A 23,535-nucleotide genomic window follows, 5' to 3' on the forward strand; every position below is an offset into this window, starting at 1 on the left:
TTGACTCGGTGACCAGAAATGCAAATCCGGTCACCGAGTCATAGATCAAGTCAACAACCAAGTCAACGATCAAGGGGAGCGCATGCCCGACGACCCGAACCGCGAACGCGCGGACCGGATCCTCGACGCGGCCGCCGAGCTGCTGGTGCGCTGGGGCTCGCGCAAGGTGACGATCGAGGACATCGCGCGCCGCGCCGGCATCGGCAAGGGCACTGTCTACCTGCACTGGCGCACCAAGGATCTGCTGTTCGGGGCGCTGCTGGTGCGCGCGTCGGTGCGGCTGCTCGAAGCGTCGGCGGCCGAGCTGCGCACCGACCCGCGCACGGTCCTCCCGCACCGCTACTTCCGCTCGACGTTCCTGCTCACCACCCGCGATCCGCTGCTGTCGGCGATGCTGAACAACGACACCGAGCTGCTCGGCGACTACGCGCTGTCCGCCGAAGAGACCCGGCCCGAGTCGGCCGAGGCCGTCGAGCGCAGCTTCGAGATCTTCCTGGGCCACGGCCTGCTGCGCGACGACATCCCGAACCTGCGCTACGCCCTCAGCGCGGCGGCGGCCGGGTTCTACCTCTACAGCAACGTCAACCCGGCCTTCGTGGACGTTCCGCTCGAGGTCAAGGCCGACGCACTGGCGCGCGTGATCCACGAAGCGTTCGAGCCGCCGGGAGAACCCGACCCGGGCACGGTCGAGAAGGCGGCCGCCGAGCTTCGCGCGGTGTTCGAAAAGTACGCCTCGGCCGCCCGCGCGGTGATCCACGAGAGGAAATCCACCACCGAGGCCGGCTGAGCCCGGCCCGTTCCCGAAGACAGATTGGGGCTGTCGAACCATGAGCACCGCACTTCCCGAGACCTGGACCCTCCACGAAGGACAGTTCTGGCTGCGGGGCGAACGTCCGGCGAACGAAGTCGAGTACAAGCCCGAGCTGGGCTCCTGGCACGTCTACGGCCACCCCGAGGCGCACGCCATCCTGTCCGACCCGGCCACGTTCTCCTCCGACGTCACCCGGCTGCTGCCCGAGAAGACCCTGGGCGACAGCAAAGAACTCTCGGCGGGCAACCTGCTGCAGCTGGATCCCCCGCTGCACAACAAGATGCGCAAGCTCGTGAGCCGGGCCTTCACACCGAAGGTCGTGGCCGACCTGGAGCCGCGCATCGCCGAGCTGACCCACGAGCTGCTCGACGAAGCCGCCGGACGCGACCGGCTCGAGCTGGTGGCCGATCTCGCGTACCCGCTGCCGGTGATCGTGATCGCCGAGCTGCTCGGCGTGCCCGCGAGCGACCGGAACCTGTTCCGCGAGTGGGTGGACCGCATGCTCGAGAGCCCCGAGCAGTTCTCGCTCACCGACGACTCCGAAGAGCAGCAAGCGCGGGTGCAGGCCCAGCTCGCCGTCAGCCGCAAGTTCACCGACTACCTCGGCGAGCACGCCGACGACCGCCGCCGCAACCCGCGCGAAGACCTGCTCACGAAGCTCGTCGAGGCGGAGGTCGACGGCGAACGCCTCACGCGCGCGGAGATCGTGAACTTCGCGCAGGTGCTGCTGATCGCCGGGCACATCACCACCACGATGCTGCTGGGCAACACCGTGCTGTGCCTCGACACGTTCCCCGAGTGGGACGAGCGCGTGCGCGCCGACCGCGCGCTGCTGGTGCCGACGATCGAGGAGTCGCTGCGCTACCTGTCGCCGTTCGGGGCGGTGGCGCGCGTGACCAACCGCGAGGTGGAGGTCGGCGGCACCACGATCCCGGCCGATCGGATGCTGATGATCTGGATCGCGGCCGCCAACCGCGACCCCCGCGCGTTCACCGACCCGGACACCTTCGACCCGACCCGCGAGGACATCACCCACGCCCACCTCGCCTTCGGCCGCGGCATCCACTTCTGCATCGGCGCACCCCTCGCGCGCCTCGAAGGCCGCACGGCGCTCAACATCCTGCTCGACCGCTACCCCACCCTGCGCACGATCCCGGACGAACCGCCGACCTTCCAACCCAACCCGGCGATGACGGGCGTGACGACGCTGCCGCTGAGCGTCTGACCGCGTTGCGCCACCGGCGAACATTGCTCACCGGTGGCGCGACGAGGCGCAGACTGGGGCGATGGTGAAATCCGTCGCCGTTCTCTCGGACGTTCACGGGGTGCTGCCCGCGCTCGACGCCGTGCTCGCGGAGCCGGACGTCGAGGCGGCCGACGTGGTGGTGCTGTGCGGGGATCACGCCGCCGGACCCCTGCCACAGCGGACGCTGGACCGGCTCCAGGCCCTCGGCGAACGCGCGGTGTGGGTGCGGGGCAACGCCGATCGCGAACTCGTGACCCTCGCCCGCGGGGGCACCACGAAGATCCCCGACCCGATCGCGCCGTGGGCAGCGGAGCAGCTGAGAAAAGACCAAATCCAGCTGCTCGACGGTCTCCCGCTCACCGTCACGCTCGACGTGGACGGACTCGGTGAGGTGCTGTTCTGCCACGCGACCCCGCGCGACGACGAGGAGGTCGTGCTCGTGGACAGTCCCCTGGCGCGCTGGGCCGAGGTGCTCGCCGGAGTCAGCGCGGAGACCGTGGTGTGCGGGCACACGCACATGCCGTTCCTGCGGCTCGCCGATCGCACGCGGGTCGTCAACCCCGGCAGCGTCGGAATGCCTTACGGCACAACAGGTGCGCACTGGGCCCTGCTCGGCCCCGGGGTGCAGCTGCGCCGGACTCCGTACGACACCACGAAAGCAGCGCTCGCGGCCGAAGGGTACGCCGGAATCGACGAATGGGCCGACTACTTCATCACGAATCCGGCGTCCGACGCGGAAGCGTTGCGCGTGTTCAGTCCACGCGCTCGCGGAACGAGCGCCACATGATCGACACCGCGTAGGGCAGGAATTCGCGGCCGCGGCGCCACAGCCACGGCAGGCCGCGCGCGACGAGCCAGACGAGGTGGCTCGCGGTGCTCTGCTGCACGCCGCCGGAGCACGTGAGGCTCACCGGTTCCGGCACAGCGAAGCCGGCTTCGGCCAGCAGCGCCGTGAAGCCGAGCGCCAGCATCCGGTGCCCCAGCTCCGAGGGGTGCAGCCGGTCGACGCTCCACGACGGCAGGTCGTACGCCCCGGGCATCGCGTCGAGGTCGAGGCACGGCACGCCCTCGGCGGCGACCACGGCGTCGATGACCTCGTTGAGCTCGGCGACGCGCGCGCTGAGCGCCCGCTTGATCGACGGCGGCAGGCGGAACACCTTGCCGTGGTCGTGGAAGCGCACCGGCACGAGCAGCGTGCCGTGGGCGGCGAGCGTGCGGATGAGCTCGGTGAGGTCGGCGGCGATCTGCACGGCGTCGAAGTCGGGCCGCAGCGTGTCGTTCATGCCGACCACGAGCAGGGCGATGTCGGCCCGGAACTCGAGCACGGCGGGCAGCTGGCCGGTGAGCACGTCGTGCATGCGCGCACCCTCGAACGACGGGTTGAGGTACCCGTCGTCGGCCACACCGAGCGCGGCGGCGACGAGCGGACCCACACCGCGCCAGCCCCCTCGGTTCGGCAACGGGTCGCCGAGACCCACCGCGGTCGAGTCCCCCAGCACGGCCAGCCGGCGCGCGCGGCGTGGCTCGGCGGCCGGCGCGGCGTCGGTGGTCTGCCGCTGCGGCGCGGGATCGGCGGGTTCGGGGAAGTGGGTGACTTCGACGCTGATCACGGTCACGCTGAAGACCATCCGGCACCGAAACTCACCTGCGGTGATCCCGAGGTAACGCGGCATGGACGGGGGCTGAAACTCTTGGCATGTCCTGTCCGCCCGGCGGGGTCGGGAATGCCGGTTTCCCCTGTTTACCCACCCAAAACCGGGATATCACCGGCAAATCGGGCTAGCGGAAGGCCGGATAGAACGCCAGGTCGGCGTGCGGCCCGAGCCGTGCACCGAGGGCGGCCGCCACGCGCTGCGCGTGCTCGGCGATGTCGGCCAGCCGCGCGTACCCGGCGTGCTTGGCCAGCTCACGCCACCACGTGACGAGCGCGGCCTCGCGGCTCACGGGCGTGGCGTGCCGCCCCAGGTCCAGGTCCGGCAGCACGTCGCGCGTGACGAGCCAGACGAGCAGCAGCTCGCTCACGGTGAGGGCCGTGGCCAGCTCCTCGTCGTCGGCGAACGAGGGCCATACCGCCACCACCTCGGCACGCCAGGCCGCGATCATCGCCTCGCTCATGCCCGCGGGCAAGGCCAGCGGGCGTTCGCAGGACGCGAACGGCAGCCGCAGGAACGCGGCGTCGACCAGGGCCGTGCGCACGCGGCCGCGTTCGAAGTCGAGGAAGCGCACGCCGGAACCGGTCACGAGGTTGTTGTCCGGGCTCAGGTCCACCGGGCTGAACGCGCGGAACGACGCCGTGCGCGCCTGCGCGACCGCCTGGGCCACGCGGTCGTGGATCGGGTCGGCGACCACCACGCCGAGCCGTTCGGCCAGCATCGGCGGAACCTCGGCGGTGAGGTCCGCGAGGCGGGCGTCCTGGTTGCGCACCGGCCCGCCGAGGCGGCGCAGCAACGCGTTGAAGTCGGCTTCGCGGCTAGCGGTGCTCGCGTGCAGCCGCCCGAGCGAACGTGCCCACGACAGCAGCGCGCGCTCGGCCGCCCGCGAATCGCGCGACGCGAGCTTGTCCTGCAACGTCGGGGCGCGGCCGAGGTCCTCGATCACGAGCACGCGGTGGCGGCCGTCGTGGGCCAGCAGCTCGGGGCACATGCGCTCGTCGGGCGAGAGCGCCGTGAAGAGCTGGTAGCTCACGGCCTCCTGCGCGAACGGGTCGGCCTCACCGGGCTCGGGCGGGTCGGGGTAGTGCTTGATGACGAGCGTGCGCGGCAGCGCGAACGACGACGACACGACCCGGGCCCGCACGACCGTGGCCGGTCCGCTGCCTTCGAGGTCTTCCGGTGACACCAGGGTGATCGCGCTGCCGAACCGGCGCGTGAGCACCGCTTCGCCCGCCGCCACCGCCGCGGCGACAGCATCTTGCCCGGCTCCTGCTCCGACGCCCGCGTCGCCGGCGGAGGAGGTGTCGACTGTCATTGGCACCGACCCTACTCGTGACTGAGCAACCATGACCACAGTGATCCGGGCAAGAAGCGGCGAACCGCTTCACCCGCGTGAAAGCGGACGTAAGAGAGCACCGGAACGTTGCTTGCGGCGGCGAAGTATCAGCACAATGGCCGCAGCGAGCACGATCCCGATCAAGTTCACGAACAACTGCAGGATCGAGTAGCCCGCCCGGTCCCACCGCCCCGCGACCGCCGCGACCATCGCGTAGCCGGCGGCCGGCACCGTGGTCACGGAGATGAACACCCCGACCAGCGCGGCGGACTTCGCCGAGGTCATCGCGAGCATCCCCGCGGCGCCGGCGAGCAGTGCGACCACGAACGACGCCGCTCCGACCTGGTAGACGAAGTCGACGTCGTGGTTTTCCCCGATCTCCGTCGGCGCGAAGATCCCGGCGACGGCGCCGAGCAGCACCACACCGAGGGTGACCACCATCCCCACCGGGAACCCGATGGCGAGCGCGACGCCCGCCTGACGGACCAGGTCCCAGCGCCGCAGCACCGCGCCCACGGCGAGGGCGGCGAGCGGACCGAACTCCGGTCCCACCACCATCGCCCCGACGACCGTGACCGGTGAGTCGGTGAGCACGCCCGTGGCCGCCAGCAAGCACGCGATCACGAGGAACGCCTGGAACGTGGCGTTCCAGCGCGACTCTTCGCCCGTGCGGCCCAGCAGCTCCTGCCACACCACGGCGTCGGCGCCTTCACCCGGCGCCGCTTCTTCAGCCGCGTCGGCGGCGTCGGACAGCGCCGTGTCGAGCGCCTCGAGCGTGATCCCGCCGGTGCGGTCGAGGTCCAGCGCGCACAGGGAGTCGACGATCTCGTCGGCCGCCTCGCGAGCCACGTCGGCCTCGATGAGGTCACCCTCGGGAGACACGGCGGCACCGTGGTGCACGATGAGGTGCGCGGTTCCGGCGTGCGCCCGCAGGAGCTCGATCGCGTCGGCGGTCTGCTCCGGCGGGCACACGGCCCTCAAGTGCAGCATCAGCCCTGCGGCTGCGCCGGTTTCGCGCTCTCGGCCGGGGCCGGCTGGGTGCTCTGGGGCTTGGCCGGCTTGGCGTCGATGCCGGCTTCCTTGCGCTGCTGCGCGGTGATCGGCGCGGGCGCGGCCGTGAGCGGGTCGTAGCCGCCGCCGGTCTTCGGGAAGGCGATCACGTCGCGCAGCGAGTCGGCCTTCGCCAGGAGCATGACGATGCGGTCCCAGCCGAAGGCGATGCCGCCGTGGGGCGGCGGGCCGAACGCGAACGCGTCGAGCAGGAAGCCGAACTTCTCCTGCGCTTCCTCCTCGCCGAGGCCCATCAGCGCGAACACGCGCTTCTGCACGTCGCCGCGGTGGATACGGATCGAGCCGCCGCCGATCTCGTTGCCGTTGCAGACGATGTCGTAGGCGTAGGCCAGGGCGCTGCCCGGGTCCTGCTCGAACTTGTCGATCCACTCCGGCGTGGGCGAGGTGAACGCGTGGTGCACGGCGGTCCACTTGCCCGAGCCGACGGCCACGTCGTCGCCGATCTCCTCGACGGGCGCGAACAACGGCGCGTCGACGACCCACACGAACGACCAGGCGTCCTCGTCGATCAGGCCGAGGCGCTTGCCGATCTCGTCACGCGCGGCGCCGAGCAGGCCCTGCGTCGTGGCGGTTTTGCCGGCCGCGAAGAAGATGCAGTCGCCGACCTTCGCGCCCGCGGCCGCGACCACGTTCTCGCGCTCGGTCTCGGACAGGTTCTTGGCGACCGGGCCGCCGAGGGTGCCGTCCTCGTTGACGAGGATGTACGCGAGACCGCGGGCGCCGCGCTGCTTGGCCCACTCCTGCCACGCGTCGAGCTGGCGGCGCGGCTGGTCGGCGCCGCCGGCCATCACGACCGCGCCGACGTAGGGCGCCTGGAACACGCGGAACGGCGTGTCGGCGAAGAACTCGGTGAGGTCGGTGATCTCGAGGTCGAAGCGCAGGTCCGGCTTGTCCGAGCCGTACTTGGCCATCGACTCGTGGTAGGTGATGCGCGGGATCGGGCGTGGGATCTCGTGGCCGATCAGCTTCCACAGCGCGGAGACGATCTCCTCGCCGAGCTTGATCACGTCGTCCTGGTCCACGAAGCTCATCTCGATGTCGAGCTGCGTGAACTCCGGCTGGCGGTCGGCGCGGAAGTCTTCGTCGCGGTAGCAGCGCGCGATCTGGTAGTAGCGCTCCAGGCCACCGACCATCAGCAGCTGCTTGAACAGCTGCGGCGACTGCGGCAGCGCGTACCAGCTGCCCGGCTTCAGGCGCGCGGGCACGAGGAAGTCGCGGGCGCCCTCGGGGGTGGAGCGCGTCATCGTCGGGGTCTCGACCTCGACGAAGTCCTGAGCGTCGAGCACCTCGCGCGCCGCCCGGCTGACCTTGCTCCGCAGCCGCATCGCGGCCGCCGGGCCGCTGCGCCGCAGGTCCAGGTAGCGGTACTTCAGGCGCACCTCTTCGCCGACGTCCACCCGGTCGTCGATCGGGAACGGCAGCGGCGCGGCCTCGGACAGCACTTCCAGCTCGGTGACGAGCACCTCGATCTCACCTGTGGGGATCTCGGCGTTCGCGTTGCCTTCCGGCCGCTTGGACACCTCGCCGACGATCTTCACGCAGAACTCCGACCGCAGCGCGTGCGCGCGCTCGGCCATCTCGCCCTCGCGGAAGACCACCTGGGCGACCCCGCTGGCATCGCGGAGGTCGATGAAGATGACTCCGCCGTGATCGCGCCGCCGCGCCACCCAGCCGGTGAGGGTGACGGTCTGGCCGGCCTGCTCGGCACGCAAGGTGCCGGCTTGATGAGTGCGGAGCACTGCGACTGCTCTCCTTAGCCCACGGGTCCACGGGTTCGGCGAGGGGTTTTCGCCGAACACAGAGGCTAACGAACGGGCTCGCGGGGGGCGCGACCAGGTTTGAGTCGTGGTTGCCCCTACCGCGCCAGGCCCGCGGTGACGGCCCCCTCGACCTGACGGCGTTCCCCGAGGGCTGAGCAGGACTCGCCGTCGACGTCGCGAACACATCGTCGGCGCCGGGGCAGGAGTTCTGCATCCGCTGACGCTGCTCGTGAGCGCAGACTGGTTCACGAGTGCGGCGGAAGCCCGAGAAGCGGTGACCCGGCCGTTCGGGGGGCGTGCCGGCCGGGTCACCGTCTCGGCCGCACCGGGCCGGTGGAGTCAGAGCAGGCGGAGCTGTTCGGCGGGTGGTGGGGTTTCGACGCGGGGCACCGGGACCTCCGGCTCGGCGGCGGTGCGCGGGTTGTAGCCGGGCTCGCGGGCCAGGCCGTGGCGGCGCAGCAGCGGGCCGACGCGTTCGCCGAGGCGGGCGCGGTAGCCGCGGTCGGCGTAGCTGCCGTGGGCGTAGAGGCGTTTGTAGCGGGGCACCAGCTGCGGATGGTTGCGCCCGAGCCACGCGGCGAACCACTCGCGCGCACCGGGCCGCAGGTGGAGCGGGATGACGGTGACGTTGTCGGCGCCCGCGTCGGCGAGTTGGGCGAACAACGCGTCGAGGGCTTCGGGTGAGTCGGTGAGGTACGGGAGCACCGGCGCGACGAGCACGGAGCACGGCAGGCCGGCCGCGCGGGCCTTGCGCACGAGGTCGAGGCGCGCCTGCGGGCTCGGGGTGCCCGGTTCCAGGCGGCGTTGCAGCTCGCGGTCGAGCAGGGCGATGGAGACGGCGAGGCTCACCGGTACGTCGGCAGCCACCGACTCCAGCAGCGGCAGGTCGCGGGTGAGCACCGTGCCCTTGGACAGGATCGACAGCGGCGTGCCGGAATCCGCCAGGGCGCGGATGATGCCGGGCATCAGGCGGTACCGGCCCTCGGCTCGTTGGTACGGGTCGGTGTTGGTGCCCATCGCGACGTGCTCACGCTGCCAGCTCGGCCGTTTCAGTTGCGCGGCCAGCACTTCCGGCGCGTTGACCTTCACCACGACCTGGGTGTCGAAGTCGCGGCCGGCGTCGAAGTCGAGGTAGGTGTGGGTGTTGCGGGCGAAACAGTTGTGGGACACCATGCCGTCGGCCACGAAATCGCCGGTGCCGGTGGTGATGTCGAACAGCGGCAGCTCCAGCCCCATCGTCTCGACGGCCGTGACGACGCGGCGCACCGACCCGATGGTCGTGCCGTCGAGAGAGCGCTTCCACCTCACCGCCGGATCGGTGAGGTGCAGGAACCGCAGCACTTCCCCGGTGCCGCCTGTGAGCCGCGCCTGACGGCGGCCCTCGAACTCGCGGTGCCCGACCGTCTCGTACCCGAACGAGAATTGGTCCAGCGCGGCGAACATCGCGTCGACCACTTCGGTCTCGTCGTGCGCGATCGAGAGCACCCCACGCCGGTACGCGCCTGCCAGGTCGAACAGCCCCGCGAGGAAACCGCGCGCCCAGTGCGCGTCGGGTTTCGGCGGCAGGCTCATGAATCCCACGGACGACCCGAAGTCCGGCAGGTACCGCAACGCGCGCGCCGCCGCGTCCTTCTCCGCCGCGAAGCCGCCGGAACGCAACATGCCGCACAGGTAGCCCGCGCGGTAGCCGAGCGTGTCGTCGGGCGTGCGCACGAACCGGCCCGCGCCGACCAGCTCCGTGCCCTCGACGAGGTGCGGCCGCTGCGCCGCGCCCAGCTTGCTGCCCGTGACGTACTTCCAGCCGCGCGCGCTGAGGAACCGGTGGTCGGGCCCGGTGACCAGCGCGGTGCCGTCGTCGAGCGTGACGCGGTACGCCTCGCGCACCGTGGTCCAGTGCGCCAGCACCTCGGTGGGCACCAGCCGCCGCGCGACGCCGTGGCCCCGCGTGCCGAGGATCCGGTCCCCCACTTGCAGATCGGCGATCGGCTTCGCGCGGCCGTCGGCCATCAGCACGGGCGTGGCGCCTTCGAGGCAGTACGTGCACGCGTGGGAACACCCGCGGTACGGGTTCACGGTCCACCGGAACGGCACCTGCGACCCCTCGGGCACCTTGTTCAGCACCGACTTGGCATGCACCTCGTGAAAGGTGACGCCGTCGAATTCCGGTGACCGCACCGATCGCAGCAACCCGTCCAGACCAGGCAGGATCGGCTCGCCCTCCCCTGCTCGTTGTCGTTCCCATCGCACCCGTTCAGTCGAACACATGTTCTATCGGGTGTCAAACAGGTGTTCGAACAGTCACCCTGATCGAGTGATCAAGTGGCAGACGACGGAGTGTCACCGCCCATCACACGAAGGCGAGCGACCGAAGAAGAGCACCGCCGGAGCAGACAAAGATCACCAGCGCGGTACGGCATGGGAGCCCGCAGGCCGCGACCGAGAAAGCACGTCGCGTCGACGGCGGCGACCTTGAAGGCCTCCGAGAGGGTGGGGTAGTTGAACACGGCGTCCACGAGGTGGTCGACGGTGCCGCCGCAGCCCATCACGACCTGGCCGAAGTGGACGAGGTTCGTGGCGCCCGTGCCGAAGACGTGGACGCCCAGCAGTTTGCGGTCCGTTGTGGACACGATGCCGATCACGCGCGCGGCGTCGAAGGCGACGGGCACGGGGCGCGCGGGCCGGGTGCCCGTGGCGATCACGATGTTGTCGCCGGACACCGTGCGCCGGTCGCCGACGTGCTTGCCCTCGACGAGCACCGTGTGCGCATCGGCGACCGACCCCGTGGCCGGCACGAGGTCGATGTGATTGCGCAGCAGCTGGACCCGGACCACCTGCACCTCGCGGCCCACCACGTGCTGAGTGCGGGCCATCAGGTCGGCGATGGTGATGTCCTGCTTCACCCCGCGCGCCGTAAGCCCTGGCTCTCGCCCGCCACGCCGCATCAACGCCGTGTTTGCGCTACGGCAGACCCGAATGGGCCAAACCACCCGGGAGACGGCTGTGCCCCAGCGCCGTCGGGATGCTGGGGCACAGCCGCTCGCCTGGCGGTCAGCGCATCAAGGTCCCCAGGAACCCTCGCCAGCCGGCCGGCGAGAGCACGAAATGGCCGCCTTCAGGATCCTTGGAGTCCCGCACAGCCACCTCATCGAGCGAACCCGCCGCAGGGAACCCGACCTCCACGCATTCCTGCTGCGGGTTCCCGGAGAACGACGACTTCCGCCAGTGGAAATCACTCACCATCTCTCTTCTCCACCTCCTCGATCAACTCGCGGATCAGCCCGACCGAATCATCGGGACTCATCGCGTCGCGGCGAAGCCGTTCCGCCGCTTCCTTGTACCCGCGGATGTACTGATCCGCAGTCAGTGTGGAACTGCTCGCGAACTGCTCCAGGTAAACCACATCGGCGCCCGGCTCGGTGCCTTCGATCAACACGAACCCGCCGTCGCGAAGCGGCGTGTACAGCGCGGCCATGGGCACGATCCGGATCGTGATCTGAGGCAGCTGCGCAACTTCGACCAGGAACCGCAGCTGTTCGCCCCATGCCGAGTCGTCGGACTCCGGGTAGCGCAAGGCATACTCGCCGATCACGAAGGTGACTTCGGCCTGCGAGGCGAACACCTGCTCCCGCCGACCCACACGAAAGTCGGCGCCGGACTTGATGTCCTCCTCCGCAGCGCCTGTTGCGCGCATCAGGTTTTCCGCATAGGCCCGAGTCTGCAGCAGCCCGGGAATCCGCTGCGCCTGGGCGGTGAAGATCTGCGATGCCGCGGCTTCGTACTCGCTGAGCACGGCGAGTTGCCGATTGACTCCGGTGACCCAGTTGGGATCGGCGGCTTCGAGCCGGATCTGAAGCAGCGCTTCGAGGGCCTCGCCCTCGATGCCGAGGTGCACGCAGATCGCGCCGGTCTCGGCTTCCGAAGGGATGAGCAGCCCTTGGAAATAGCGCGAGACATGGGAGCCGTTGCGCCGGATGAGACTCCCGAGCTGCCGGGTCGAAAACCCCTTCGCCTGGGCTGCATTGCGCAGGATGGAGCCGAACTCGCGCGATCGCGGTGTGGGCATGCTGCTGGCCATGCAGCAGATAGTAGCGGCCGAGAGTAGTCGGTCATTCACCCGATTGCGGCTCGCGCGGGGGTTGCGCAATCGATGCATGCATCGCATTCTTATCGTGCTGCATGCAGCGATCGTAACCACCAGGGTTTTGGGGAGGCCTTCATGTTCGTGTGGCAACAAGCATCCGGTCAGCGGCACGTGAGGCAGGCCGTGCACCGGGGCATTCTCGACTTGGGTGCGTCGTTCACCGCGCTCTGCGGGGACGACCTGACCGTCGGCGAGGCCGACGTCCACACGCCCGACAAGCCCTGGCTCGATCCCACCTGCGGCGGTTGCGACGACAAGATCCGGCGCGCCCTCGGCATCCCGCCGAAGGTGAAGTGCTGATGGCGGCCACCCGCACCGGCAGCGGTGAACCAGCGGGTGCTTCGACCCCTGCCGCCACGTCGGGTGGCGGCAGGGCCAACCCCTCCGGGACGCCGGGCGGGATGGCGCTGTCCGCAAGGGAACGCCGGGCGCTGCAGGAGCTGCTCGACGCGGCGGACGCGGTGACGTGGGGCGTGTCGATGAAGATGTCGGGGGTGGTGTGGGGGCTGAGGGAAACCACGGCGCACGCGGTTGTCCCCACGGTGGTGGAGCTGGAGCTCCTGCTGGAACGGGCGAGCCGGCTGCACGATGCCTTGGCACGGTGCAGGGCGTTCGTCGCCGATCACGCCGGATGCGGTTGAGCGCGGGCACCGTCAGCGGCGTTCGAGGTCGCGTTCGCAGCGCAGCCGCAGCGTGGTGCTGCCCTGGGCCGCAGCCAGGTCCACGGCGGTCTTCAACCGGACGCGGGCCTGTTCGGGCCGGTCGTAGGCCGAACGCAGCCGCAGGACCTCCGGGAGCCACCACAGGTCGTCGCGGGCCTGGCCGACGACGAGCGCCGCGTCCAGAGCCGCGCGGGCGGGGCCGGTGCGTCCGGCGCGAGCGAGCAGATCGGCCTGCAGGGCGAGCCAGTACGGCATGCGGGCCTGCGATCCCTCGGCCTTGAGGTTCGCGACGCCGCGGCGGATGTCGGCCAGACCGTCGGCGTCGCCGCGGGCCCAGCCGCTCAGCACCAGGCCCCATTCGCGGTAGTAGGCGAAGCCGTAGCGGTTGCAGAGGACACGCAGTTCGCCGGCGAGCGCGGTCACCTCCGTGAGGTCGCCGCGCATTTGCTGGGTGATGCCGGCGTACGCGAGGGCCACGGCGAGGCTGTAAGGATGGGGGAAGGTGCGGGCCAGCGTCACGGCGTGCCGGCAGCTGCGCAGCGCCTCGTCCTCGTGGCCCAGCAGCCAGTGCGCGTGCGCGGCCCACGCCAGGCTGTGCACCTCCGGACGCGTGCCGATGGGCAGCGACGGCGCGCCGCGCGTGAGCCGGGCCGCGAGGTCGAAGTGGTGCAACGCTTCCCCGGGCCGCCCGAGGCTCACCGACGAACCGGCGAACGCGAAGTGCGCCGAGCCGGTGAGTTCGGCTTTCGAGTCTCTCGAGTCGTCGACGAGTTCCAGCGCCCGCTTCGCGGCTTCGTGCGCAAGTGCGGTGCGGCCCTGCACAAAGCGCGACGTCCACAGTCCGACCAGGCCGACGACCGTGGAATCCCGTTGCCCCAGGCGTTCCGAGAGCTCGATCGAGCGTTCGAGGGCGCGCTGCAGGTCGGGTGACGCGTAGCCGAGCCGGGCGTTGAGCGGTCCCGAAAGGGCCTCCAGCACTTCCAGCTCGCGCCGATCCGTCTCCGGCCCCGCGGGGGCGCCCGCCAGCAGCGACAGGGCCTCGCGCAGCAGCCTGATCGCCTCGCCGTGGGCGAAGGTGCCCGCGGCCAGCTCGGCCGCGCGGCGGTAGAAGGCGACGGCCCGGTCGGGCCGGCCGCCCCGCGCGTACTGCTCGGCCAGCTGCGCCGAGACGGATCCGAGGTCACCGGGGTGCAGCAGTTCGAGGCTCTGCGCGAGCCGGCGGTGCAGCAGCCAGCGCCGGGCGCGGGTCACCTGCTGGTAAGCGGCGTCGCGGAGCAGGTCGTGGGAGAAGTCGTAGCCTTCGCGGAACTCGCGCAGGATCCGCAGCCGCCACAGCTCGTCGACGGCGCGGACCACGGCTTCGGCGTCGAGGTCGCTGGCCTCGGTGAGCAGGTCGAGGGAAAAATCGCGCCCGACGGCCGCGGCCAGGCCCGCGATCTCGCGAGCCTCGGGGGTGGGCTGGCGCAGGCGTTCGGCGAGGACGGCGTCGAGGTCACCGGGCGGGCCGCCCGAGCGCAGGGCTTCCACCACGGACAGCGGGAAACCGCCGGTGGCGACGTGCAGCAGGGTCAGCTCATCACCCGAGGGCAGCTGGCCGGACACGGATTCGGCCAGCCGTGCGGTGTCGTCGAGGTCGAGCGGGCTCAGATCCACTTCGGACAGCCGGCCGGTGGCGCGCAGGCGTTCGGTCCAGCCCGCGAGCGTCGTGTCGGTGGGGTCGGACCGCTGGGTCGCGGCGAGCAGCAGCGGGGCGCGGGGTTCGAGGCCGAGGCAGAAGAGCAAGAACGCCAGCGTTTCCTGATCGCACCACTGGGCGTTGTCGAGCACAAGCAGCGTCGGCCGCCCGGCGCCGGTGAGCGCGCGGGCGAGGCCTTCGAAAAACCGGTGCCGCTGCCAGGCGTCGGCCACCGCGCGCACGACCGGCGCCGGGCCGGTGGCCGCGGCACGGTCGGGCACGAGCCGGTCCACCTCCGCGCGCCACACCGGCGCGAGCTCGGTCAACGCGGGCTGCAGCACCGGGTTGCGCAGCCAGTCGGCCACCGGCGCGAGCGCGAGCCGGCCCGAGGTCCCGAAGCACTGCGTCCCCACCACCACCGCGCCCTGGCTGCGCGCGAGGCGCGCCAGCTCGACCACCAGGCGCGTCTTGCCGACGCCCGCGTCGCCCCGCACGAGCGCGACCGACGGCTGCCCCCGCGCGGCCTGCTGCCACCGCCCGCGCAGCTGCGCGAACTCGCGGATCCGTCCGACGAGCCGGGATTCGCGGCCGTGGGGACCGGCCGGCTGGTCGGCCACCAGCCGCCGCAACGCCGCCTGTGTCGCACGATCGGGCACCACACCCAGCTCGCGGTCGAGCACGGCGGCGCAGCGGTGGTACGTGCTCACGGCACCCGCGCGGTCCCCCAGGTCGGCCTGCAGTTCCATGAGCGTGCGGTAACCCACCTCCTCCAGCGGACGCAGGTTGATCCGGCGCCGCGCGGTCTCTGCGGCGGCCGCGAGGTCGCCGAGCCGGCACTGGGCGTCGCCGAGCAGGTCGTAGAGGCCCACGCACTGTTGTTCCAGCTCGGCGCGGGCGGCGAAGAGCCATTCGTCGCCCAGCCCGGGCATCAGCTCGCCGCGGTACTCGGCCAGCGCGGCGCGGGCGTGGGCCTGCACCTGCACGTCCTCGCTCGCGGCCAGCGCGGCCCGGCGCTCGGCGTCGAACACACGCACGTCGACGCGGCAGCCGGGAGTGTCCTGCCAGGAGAGATCCGTGGCGGTGGCGACCAAGGCCGGCTCGTCGCCGAGGACGTGGCGCAGGTGGTGCAGCTCGCGGCGCAGGTTGGTGCGGGCCTGGGCGTCGGAGGAGTCGGGCCAGAACAAGCCCGCCAGCCGCTGTCTCGGCTGCGGCAGCCCGGCGTGGGTCACCAGGTACCCGACGAGCGCGATCGCCCGCGGCGACCGGGTCACCGCCGGCCCGGTCGCCCCGTCGGTGATCGACTGCCCGCCCAGCAGCGACACGTAGAACATCCCGGGCCTCCCGACCAGGCACGTTAGTCGGGCGAGCGGCACCGGGTGGATCTCGCGCCGCCGCCACCGGGACACCGGAATGCCGGAAATCCCCTGGTACTCCGACCCGCAAGGCTTCGCGTCCGCTCCGAAACGCCGCCAAAAAACTCGACCCGAACGCTGCGGGCGCCGAACCCGAACGCTGGGCGAACGCCCCGTACCTAGCTTCGGTGAGGCAGGCAGCCCGACCGGGATTGCCGTTCCACCTCAGGGACACCTCAGGGACATCCAGGGAGAAATCGCATGACCACCATCACCGCACCGTTTCCGGAGCTGGCGCTCGCGCTGAGGGGTGAGCTCGTGACGCGCGGCGACGAAGGCTACGAGCAGGCGCGCGCCGTGTACAACGCGATGATCGACAAGCACCCCGCCGCCATCGCCCGGTGCGCGGACACCGCCGACGTCGTCGCGTGCGTGAACTTCGCGCGGGAGAACAGGATCGACCTCGCCGTGCGCGGCGGCGGCCACAACGCCGGCGGCCTCGGCATCGCCGAAGACGCGCTGGTGATCGACCTTTCGGCGCTGCGCAGCACGACCGTCGACCCCGAGACGCACACCGTTCGCGTGGACGCCGGGTGCACCTGGGGCGACGTCGACCACGCCACCGTGGGCTTCGGCATGGCCACCCCATCGGGGATCATCGGCTCGACCGGCGTCGGCGGGCTCACCCTCGGTGGCGGGATCGGCTACCTGGCCCGGCGCTTCGGGCTGACGGTCGACAACCTGCTCTCCGCGGACGTCGTGCTCGCCGACGGCAGTTTCGTGCACGCCAGCGAACAGTCGAACCCGGACCTGTTCTGGGCCCTGCGCGGGGGCGGCGGGAACTTCGGCGTGGTCACGTCGTTCACCTTCCGTTGCCACGACATCGGCGAACACGGCACGATCATCGGCGGCCCGGTGCTGTACTCGCTGGAGGACACCGAAGACGTGCTGCGCTGGTACCGCGAGCTGCTGCCGTCGCTGCCCGAGGAGCTCAGCGGCTGGTTCGGGCTCATCACCATCCCGCCGGCCCCGCCGTTCCCCGAGGAGCTGTGGACCCGCAAGGCCTGCGCCATCGTGTGGTGCTACACCGGTTCCCACGCACGGGCCGACGAGGTCCTCGAGCCGGTGCGCTCCTTCGGCTCGCCGCTGCTGGTGGGGCTGCACCCGATGCCCTACACCGCGCTGCAGAGTGCGTTCGACGGGCTGTACCCGGCGGGTCTGCAGTGGTACTGGCGCGCCGACGTCACCACGGAGATCTCCGACGAGGCCATCGCCATCCACCGCCGGTTCGGCGAGGCCCTGCCGACGATGCACTCCACCATGCACATGTACCCGATCGACGGTGCGGCGGCGCGCGTCGCCCCGGACGCCACGGCGTTCCCCTACCGGGACGGCGGCTGGTCCGGTGTGATCGTGGGGGTGGACCCCTCGCCCGACAACAAGGAAAAGATCACCCGCTGGACGAAGGACTACTGGACCGAGCTGCACCCGACCACGGCCGGTGGCGCGTACGTCAACTTCATGATGGAAGAGGGCGACGACCGCGTGAAAACCGCCTACCGCGGCAACTACGAGCGGCTGGCGCAGGTCAAGAACCGCTACGACCCGCAGAACCTGTTCCACGTCAACCAGAACATCCGGCCGTCGGGGTCGTGACGGACCCGCACCGGGTGGCCGCGGTGCGGTGGTCGGGGCCGCACCGCGGCACTGGTGGTGGACCGGGTCAGGACCGCAGGGCTCCGCGCCGGCGTTGGAAATCGGTGACGGCGTCGAGCCCCGCACCCAGTTCCTGGTTCAGCAACGCGAGCTGCTGGGTGGAGACTTCCTCACCCAGCAGCTCGCCCAGGCGACCTTTTTCCAGCTCCGCCAGCGCTTCCCACGGCGTCGACGCGAGCTCGCCCACGACCGTGCCCGGATCGGGTGGGGTGAGGGCGTCGGCCACGCCCGCGCAGCCGGCCGCGACCAGCGCGGCCACGACGAGGTGCGGCTGGGCGTCGGCGCCCGCGAAGCGGAACTCCAGCCGTGACGACGCCGAGGTACCGCAGAGCCGCACGGCGGCCGTGCGGTCGTCGGCACCCCACTTCAGCACGCGCGGGGAGAAGGCGGCAGTCCGGAGGCGGACGTAGCTGTTCCACGTCGGCGCCCACACAGCCGTCAGCGCCCGAGCGTCGCGCAGCACCCCGGCCAGGAACGCGCCGAGGCCGAACGGGAAACCCGCGGGACCGTCCTGAGTGGACAGTGACAGGTGGACGTGGCACGAGTTGCCCTGGCCCGGTTCGGGCGCCGCGAGGTAGTCGGCACGGGCACCGTGGCTCGCGGCGACTCGGCGGGTGAGCAGCTGCAGCAGCAGGGCGTCGTCGCACGCGGTGAGCGCGTCGCGGTGGCGCAGCACCACTTCGTACTGCCCCGGATGGCATTCGGCGCGCGCGGACTCCACGCCGAGGACGGACGCGGCCGAGCGCAGGTCGGCCAGCAAGGGGGCCAGCCGTTCGGTGCCGCCCACCGCGTAGTCGACGCCGTGGCCGGTCAGCGGCGTACCGGTGTCGTCGCGGAAGACGACCTCGTGCTCGATCCCGACCGACGGCACGAGCCCGAACTCCTCGAGCGCCGCCAGCTGCGTGCGCAGGACCGTGCGCGGCGCGAGCCCCGCCGGCGCACCCGAGGGCAGTTCGGCATCGCACACCACGGCCCACGTGCGGTCGCCGAGCGGCACGGCCGTCGCGGCGTCCACGCGCATGCGCAGGTCGCCGAAAACGCCGAGGTAGGCGCTCAGGGAACCGGTGTCCGGCAACGGTTCCCGCTCCGGTGTCCAGGCGAAGACGTAGCTGCACACGCCGTAGCCGTCGTCGAGCACCGACGCGGCGAACGGCGCTTCCAGCTCCACCGTGGCGAACCGTGCGTGCGGATCGGGCACGAGCAGCACCAGCCGTGTGCCGTCCTCGGTGAGCACGTGCCGCAGCACGTCCGCCGCCGCCGAGCCCGCTTCCGCGCGTACCGCCAACGAACGCGCGCCGACGGGACGGACGAAGGGCGTCACCACGCGCCGTCCGGATCGGGTGCGTGCAACGGGTTCGGGACCCGGCCCCAGCGCACGTCGAATTCGTCGTCGCGCTCGACCTTGTCGAACCCCTGCCCGGCGAAGTGCTCGCGGTTGAGCGTGACGCGCTCCACGTCGGGCGCGAACAGCCGGCACGCGTCGAACCGCTCGGCCACGTCGGAGTTCTCGTCGCGATAACGCCCGACGACCTCGCGCACCAGCGCCCAGAAGTCGCCGCGGGCGAGGCCGGTGTCGTCGAGCAGCACCTCGGCCCAGAACCGCAGCTGGCCCGAGAACACCGAGCTGAACAGCGACTGCGCGAGCAGGTGCGCGGGCCAGCGCAGCATGTCGGCGTCGGCCTCGGGCGGGAGGTCGGCGTAACACGGCAGGTCCTCGTCCATCAGGTCCACGCCCTGCGCGAAGTCCTTGATGGCCACCCGCAGCGGCCGGCTGCCGGCGTCGACGACGAGGACGAGGTTCTGGCCGTGGGGGCAGAAGCCGACGCCGTAGCGCAGCAGCCAGTGCAGCAGCGGGGTGAGCAGGAGGTCGAACAGCTTGGACAGCCAGGTCTGCGGGCTGTCGCCGGACTGCGTGATGAGCCGTGTGAGCACGGCTTCCCCCGCGGTGTCGCGGTAGGGCAGGGCGGCGAACGAGATCGCGTGCTCCCCCTCGGCCAGCGTCGCGACGAGGGGTTCGCGCCAGAGCGCGCCGAGCGTTTCGTGGAAGCGGTAGGGCAGTTCTTCGAGCGCGCCGAACAACGGGTGGCGCACCGAAACGCTCGCGACCTCGCCGAGCAGCGCGAACCGGTACTTCTCCGACAGCAGCGGGTCGGCGGCGTCGACCCGGCGCAGCCACTCGGTGACCGACGGTCCCGCCAGCGTCGCGGCGGAGTTCAGGCCGCGGTAGACGAGTGTGTTGCGCACGGACACGGCCGTCTTCACGTCGTGGCGGTCGGGGCGGCTGCGGTTGGCCAGCGTGCGCACCGTCTGGTGTGGACGGTAGACGTCGGCGCTGCACCCCAGCTCGATCATCAGGCCGGTGGCCAGCTCGGCCGAGTACAGCGTGCCGAGGATCTCGTCGGCCTGCCACGGGTGCACGGGCACCCACACGTAGTCGGCCGGATCGCCGGTTTCGGCCACGCGTGCGGTGAAGGTTTCACGCTGGTCGTCGTCGAGTTCGCCGCGCAGGAGCCCGGTGGCGTCGAGGCCCGCCACCGAACGGAACTGTGCGAGGTCACGGTGCACGGCGTACCAGCGCAGGCGCACGTCCTCGCCCGCCTCGGGGGCGTAACGGGCGCGGTCGGGGGCCGAAAACCCGACGCGGCCCTTGTTCAGCACCAGCCGAGGGTGGCCGGTGAGGTGCCCGTCGGCGAGATTGTAGTCCATCGTGGACAGTTCGGCGGCACTCGGGGCGCGGCGCAGGCGCGCGGCCTCGTTGGTGACCGTGGCGGTGAGCTCGGCGAGCACGTCGGCCAGCCGCAACCCGGTGAGCCCCAGCGTTTCCCGCGCGTCGACGACGAGGGTGCGCGGGTCGTCGGCGGGGGTTTCGGTGCCGGCGGCGCGGCGGACCGCGCTGCCGGGGAGAACCGTCCACGACTCGAACGCACCGCGGCGCGCTTCGAACCGGTAGGTGACCCCGCCGGGCAGGTCGAGGTGCCAGGTGCGGTGGCCGTCGCGGGTGGCTTCGCCCGGCCGCGGCCGCAGCATCGCCTCGTAGGACAGCTCGCCGAGTACCTTGTGCGTCACGAGCGAGCCCGCGGCCCGCCAGGCGGCGGCGTCGGTCAGGGTCACTGGTCCTCCGTCTCGGATAGGCCGAACGTGGTGAAAGCGGTGCGTTCGGGCAGGTCGTAGACCGGCTTGCCGCACACGGCGTTGAGGATGACCGCGGCGCGCCAGGCGCCGAGGCCGAGGTCGGGGGCGCCGGGGCCGTGGGTGTGGCGCTCGGCGTTCTGCACGAACACCGAACCGGTCACTTCGGGGTGCAGTGCGAGCCGGTTGTCCGCGCCGACGACGAGCCGGCCCCGGGCGTCGCGCTGCGCGGAAATGTTGCGCAGCAACGCATCCGTGGGCGTCTCGGCGTACCCGGTCGCGGCGACGACGGCCGCCGTGCGGTGCGTGGCGGTGCGGCCCTGCTCGGCGTGGCGCAGGCCGAGTTCGATCCCGCCGTCGCGGGCCGTCGCGGAGACGACCTCGACACCGGGGGTGAGCGCCGCGCCGGGCCAGCGGCCACCGATGCTGCGGCGGTAGAGCTCGTCGTGGATCGCGGCGATGGTCTCGGTGTCGATCCCCTTGTACAGCTGCCACTGCGCGGGCAGCAGCCGATCGCGCACGGCTTCGGGCAGCGCGTGGAAGTAGGCCGTGTAGTCCGGGGTGAACTGCTCCAGGCCGAGTTTCGAGTACTCCATCGGCGCGAACGCGGGCGTGCGCGCGAGCCAGCGCAGACCGTCCACAGTGGAGCGCGACCGCAGCAGGTCGAGGAACACCTCGGCCCCCGACTGCCCCGAGCCGACCACGGTCACCGTGTCGGCGGCCAGCAGGTCGGCGCGGTGGGTGAGGTAATCGGCCGAGTGCAGCGCGAGCACGTCCGGCGCGGCGACGAGGTCCCGCAACGGTTCCGGCACGCTCGGCCGCGTGCCGACCCCCAGCACCACGGACGCCGCGAGCACCGCCTCGGTGCCCGTGACCGTCAGCTCGAAGGCCTCCTGGTCCTCGTCCCAGCGCAGGCCCGTGACCTCGTGGCCGAAGCGGCACGCGGGCAGGCGCGCGGCGGCCCAGCGGCCGTAGTCGTCGTACTCGGCGCGCGGCAGGTGGAAGCGCTCGGCGAAGTAGAACGGCAGCAGCCGGCCGCATTCGCGCAGGTAGTTGAGGAACGAGTGCGTGCTGGTGGGGTCGACGAGCGACACGAGGTCGGCCAGGAACGGTACTTGCAGCGTCGCGCCTTCGACCAGCAGGCCGGGGTGCCAGCGGAACTCCGGGCGGGCGTCGAAGAGCACCACGTCGAGGCCCTCGAGCGGGTCGGCCAGCGCGGCGAGCGACAGGTTGAACGGACCGATCCCCACCCCCGCGAGGTCGAACCGCCTCACGACGCGACCGGGGCGGCCGGTGCCGGGTTGGCTCGCTCGGTTTCGGCCGTCGCGGCGACCTGGTCGAGCAGCGCGACGTAGTCCGCGGCCGTGGTGTGCGGGTGCAGCAGCGTGAGCTTGAGCCACAGCTGCGGCGCACCGTCGGGGCCGGTCGGCATCAGGCCGCGGCCGATCACGGCGGTGCCGGCTTCCAGCAACGTACGGCGGACGCGGGCCACCACCTCGTCGTCGGCGCCGCGCGGGCGGAAGACGACGGTGGACAGCTCGGGCGTGCCCCACGACTGCAGGGCCGGGTGGCGTTCGACCAGCTCGTTGACCTCGGTCGCGGTGGTGCAGCAGCGTTCCACGAGGGCGCCGAGGCCGTCGGTGCCGAGCGCGCGCACGGTCACGGCCATGCGGAAGGCGTCGGGGCGGCGCGACGTGCGGATCGAGCGGCCGAGGAGGTCGGGCAGGCCGGCTTCGGTGTCGTCGTCGGCGTTGAGGTACTCCGCGCGGACGGTGAGGGCCGAGAGGTCGGCGGCGTCGCGCGCGGCGAAGAGGCCGGCGGCGACGGGTTGCCAGCCGAACTTGTGCATGTCGAGGGCGATCGAGTCGGCTCGGTCGATTCCTTCGAGTTTGGGGGCGAGGGTTTCGCTGAAGAGGGTGAGGCCGCCGTAGGCCGCGTCGACGTGGAGGCGGGCGCCGGAGAGGTGGCAGATGTCGGCGATCTGTTGCAGGGGGTCGATGCGGCCGGTGTTGGTGGTGCCGGCGGTGGCCACTACCACTGCTTCGGCGCCCAGGGGTTTGAGGGTTTCTGCCAGGGCTTCGGGAATGAGGCGGTCGTTGTGGCACGGGACAACGATCGGAGCCGGGAGACCGAGGAGCCAGGCGGCGCGGGAGACGCTGTGGTGGGAGTTGGTGCCGCAGACGGGGCGGATGGTGCCGGTGGTTTCTCTCGCCAGGAGGAGGCCCAGGAGATTGGATTCGGTGCCGCCTGAGGTGACCACGGCGTCGGGATGGGGTGCTGTGGGGTAGCAGAGGTTCGCGATGCCGGCGAGGAATTCGGCCTCGAGTTCGCTCGCCATGGGGGCTTGGTCCCAGGAGTCCATGGAGGGGTTCATGGCCGAGGCGGCTATGTCGGCGGCGATGGAGACGGCCAGAGGCGGGCAGTGGAGGTGGGCGGCGCAGAGGGGGTGGGATGGGTCGGCGGAGCCTGCTGCCAGGAGTGCCGAGTAGTGCTCGAGGGCTTGTTCGGCGCCCATGCCGGTTTTGGGGAGGCGTGGGGTGGTGCCGGTGGTGGCGAGGGTGGCGGCTACTGAGGCGGGGCCACCGGAGGGGATGGGGCCGTTGCGTTCGGTGGTGCCGGAGTCGAGGCCGCGGAGGGTTGCTGGGATCAGCTTGGCTAGGTGGTCGGTGCCGTCGATGCCGCCGGCTAGCCAGGTTGATTCGTCCACGGAGTCGCCTTTCTTAGGGTAACCTTGCCTACCCTACGCAACTGTACGGACACCTAGAGGGAGAGGGGTGGGGGGCCTCTGTTTCAGGATGCTGGTGGAAGGGGTGGAGTGCGTCGGCCGTTCGTGTTTTTTCTGCGGCGTGGTGGCGGGTGCGATGGAGAGCTGGGCGGCAGTCCTTGAAACGGCACCGCTGGTGCGCAGGTGATGTGCAGTCCGTTGTTGCCCTGGCCCGCCGGGACACAGACCCCACCGCGACACAGACCCCCGACCTCCCGAG

At 71.4% G+C, this 23,535-nt stretch carries 19 protein-coding genes; 6 read left to right on the forward strand and 13 right to left on the reverse strand.

What is annotated here, in order from left to right; all coding sequences use genetic code 11:
- Positions 1-82 precede the first annotated feature (82 nt).
- The 3 genes from ACWEOE_RS19785 to ACWEOE_RS19795 all read left to right on the forward strand — a co-directional run bounded on the left by ACWEOE_RS19785 (position 83) and on the right by ACWEOE_RS19795 (position 2,844).
- Positions 83-787 carry a TetR/AcrR family transcriptional regulator gene (locus tag ACWEOE_RS19785; protein WP_452011006.1) on the forward strand — a complete coding sequence of 235 codons (705 nt, stop codon included), beginning with the start codon at positions 83-85 and terminating at the stop codon, positions 785-787.
- Positions 788-827: 40 nt separating this feature from the next.
- A complete protein-coding gene (locus tag ACWEOE_RS19790) occupies positions 828-2,036 on the forward strand; it encodes a cytochrome P450 (protein WP_452011009.1) in 1,209 nt (402 codons plus the stop codon).
- Between the two features lie 61 nt (positions 2,037-2,097).
- A complete protein-coding gene (locus ACWEOE_RS19795; RefSeq protein ID WP_452011011.1) occupies positions 2,098-2,844 on the forward strand; it encodes a metallophosphoesterase family protein in 747 nt (248 codons plus the stop codon).
- On the opposite strand, the gene ACWEOE_RS19800 is transcribed toward ACWEOE_RS19795, so the two are convergent.
- The 8 genes from ACWEOE_RS19800 to ACWEOE_RS19835 all read right to left on the reverse strand — a co-directional run bounded on the left by ACWEOE_RS19800 (position 2,810) and on the right by ACWEOE_RS19835 (position 11,951).
- Positions 2,810-3,685, reverse strand: a complete 876-nt coding sequence (locus tag ACWEOE_RS19800) for an SGNH/GDSL hydrolase family protein (protein WP_452011013.1) — start codon at positions 3,683-3,685, stop codon at positions 2,810-2,812. The genes ACWEOE_RS19795 and ACWEOE_RS19800 overlap by 35 nt on opposite strands.
- A gap of 151 nt (positions 3,686-3,836) precedes the next feature.
- Positions 3,837-5,024 carry a phosphotransferase gene (locus ACWEOE_RS19805; RefSeq protein WP_452011015.1) on the reverse strand — a complete coding sequence of 396 codons (1,188 nt, stop codon included), beginning with the start codon at positions 5,022-5,024 and terminating at the stop codon, positions 3,837-3,839.
- Positions 5,025-5,093: 69 nt separating this feature from the next.
- Positions 5,094-6,035 carry a DUF389 domain-containing protein gene (locus ACWEOE_RS19810; RefSeq protein WP_452011018.1) on the reverse strand — a complete coding sequence of 314 codons (942 nt, stop codon included), beginning with the start codon at positions 6,033-6,035 and terminating at the stop codon, positions 5,094-5,096.
- On the reverse strand, positions 6,035-7,855 hold the full coding sequence (aspS, locus tag ACWEOE_RS19815) for an aspartate--tRNA ligase (RefSeq protein ID WP_452011020.1): 1,821 nt from the start codon (positions 7,853-7,855) through the stop codon (positions 6,035-6,037). The genes ACWEOE_RS19810 and aspS overlap by 1 nt, the downstream gene beginning before the upstream one ends.
- Positions 7,856-8,215: 360 nt before the next feature.
- On the reverse strand, positions 8,216-10,141 hold the full coding sequence (locus ACWEOE_RS19820; RefSeq protein ID WP_452011022.1) for an intein-containing Rv2578c family radical SAM protein: 1,926 nt from the start codon (positions 10,139-10,141) through the stop codon (positions 8,216-8,218).
- 50 nt (positions 10,142-10,191) lie between these two features.
- Positions 10,192-10,776 carry a hypothetical protein gene (locus tag ACWEOE_RS19825; protein WP_452011023.1) on the reverse strand — a complete coding sequence of 195 codons (585 nt, stop codon included), beginning with the start codon at positions 10,774-10,776 and terminating at the stop codon, positions 10,192-10,194.
- Between the two features lie 148 nt (positions 10,777-10,924).
- A complete protein-coding gene (locus ACWEOE_RS19830; protein ID WP_452011025.1) occupies positions 10,925-11,116 on the reverse strand; it encodes a DUF397 domain-containing protein in 192 nt (63 codons plus the stop codon).
- Positions 11,106-11,951: a helix-turn-helix domain-containing protein gene (locus ACWEOE_RS19835; RefSeq protein WP_452011027.1), complete on the reverse strand. Its 846-nt coding sequence runs from the start codon at positions 11,949-11,951 to the stop codon at positions 11,106-11,108. The genes ACWEOE_RS19830 and ACWEOE_RS19835 overlap by 11 nt, the downstream gene beginning before the upstream one ends.
- 141 nt (positions 11,952-12,092) lie before the next feature.
- On the opposite strand from ACWEOE_RS19835, the gene ACWEOE_RS19840 reads away from it, so the two are divergent.
- Together ACWEOE_RS19840 and ACWEOE_RS19845 are read left to right on the forward strand one after the other, a co-directional pair.
- Entirely contained in the window at positions 12,093-12,317 is a 225-nt protein-coding gene (locus ACWEOE_RS19840; protein ID WP_452011028.1) for a zinc finger protein, read from the forward strand.
- Positions 12,317-12,658 (forward strand): hypothetical protein, encoded by a 342-nt coding sequence (locus ACWEOE_RS19845; RefSeq protein ID WP_452011030.1) that lies wholly within the window; start codon positions 12,317-12,319, stop codon positions 12,656-12,658. Before ACWEOE_RS19840 ends, ACWEOE_RS19845 begins: the two co-directional genes overlap by 1 nt.
- A 12-nt stretch (positions 12,659-12,670) precedes the next feature.
- On the opposite strand, the gene ACWEOE_RS19850 is transcribed toward ACWEOE_RS19845, so the two are convergent.
- Positions 12,671-15,685: an ATP-binding protein gene (locus tag ACWEOE_RS19850; protein WP_452011033.1), complete on the reverse strand. Its 3,015-nt coding sequence runs from the start codon at positions 15,683-15,685 to the stop codon at positions 12,671-12,673.
- Between the two features lie 282 nt (positions 15,686-15,967).
- On the opposite strand from ACWEOE_RS19850, the gene ACWEOE_RS19855 reads away from it, so the two are divergent.
- The gene (locus ACWEOE_RS19855) at positions 15,968-17,362 is read left to right on the forward strand and encodes an FAD-binding oxidoreductase (RefSeq protein WP_452011035.1); all 1,395 of its coding nucleotides are present in this window, start codon (positions 15,968-15,970) and stop codon (positions 17,360-17,362) included.
- Positions 17,363-17,429: 67 nt separating this feature from the next.
- Here ACWEOE_RS19855 and ACWEOE_RS19860 read toward each other — a convergent pair whose 3' ends face one another.
- The 4 genes from ACWEOE_RS19860 to ACWEOE_RS19875 are packed head-to-tail and all read right to left on the reverse strand — an operon-like array spanning position 17,430 to position 23,258.
- Positions 17,430-18,743: a glutamine synthetase gene (locus ACWEOE_RS19860; RefSeq protein ID WP_452011301.1), complete on the reverse strand. Its 1,314-nt coding sequence runs from the start codon at positions 18,741-18,743 to the stop codon at positions 17,430-17,432.
- Entirely contained in the window at positions 18,740-20,533 is a 1,794-nt protein-coding gene (locus tag ACWEOE_RS19865) for an IucA/IucC family protein (RefSeq protein ID WP_452011037.1), read from the reverse strand. Before ACWEOE_RS19865 ends, ACWEOE_RS19860 begins: the two co-directional genes overlap by 4 nt.
- Positions 20,530-21,825, reverse strand: a complete 1,296-nt coding sequence (locus tag ACWEOE_RS19870) for a lysine N(6)-hydroxylase/L-ornithine N(5)-oxygenase family protein (protein ID WP_452011039.1) — start codon at positions 21,823-21,825, stop codon at positions 20,530-20,532. The genes ACWEOE_RS19865 and ACWEOE_RS19870 overlap by 4 nt, the downstream gene beginning before the upstream one ends.
- A complete protein-coding gene (locus ACWEOE_RS19875) occupies positions 21,822-23,258 on the reverse strand; it encodes a pyridoxal phosphate-dependent decarboxylase family protein (protein WP_452011042.1) in 1,437 nt (478 codons plus the stop codon). The genes ACWEOE_RS19870 and ACWEOE_RS19875 overlap by 4 nt, the downstream gene beginning before the upstream one ends.
- Positions 23,259-23,535: the final 277 nt, after the last annotated feature.

The sequence above is a fragment of the Amycolatopsis sp. NPDC004368 genome, assembly GCF_053602515.1.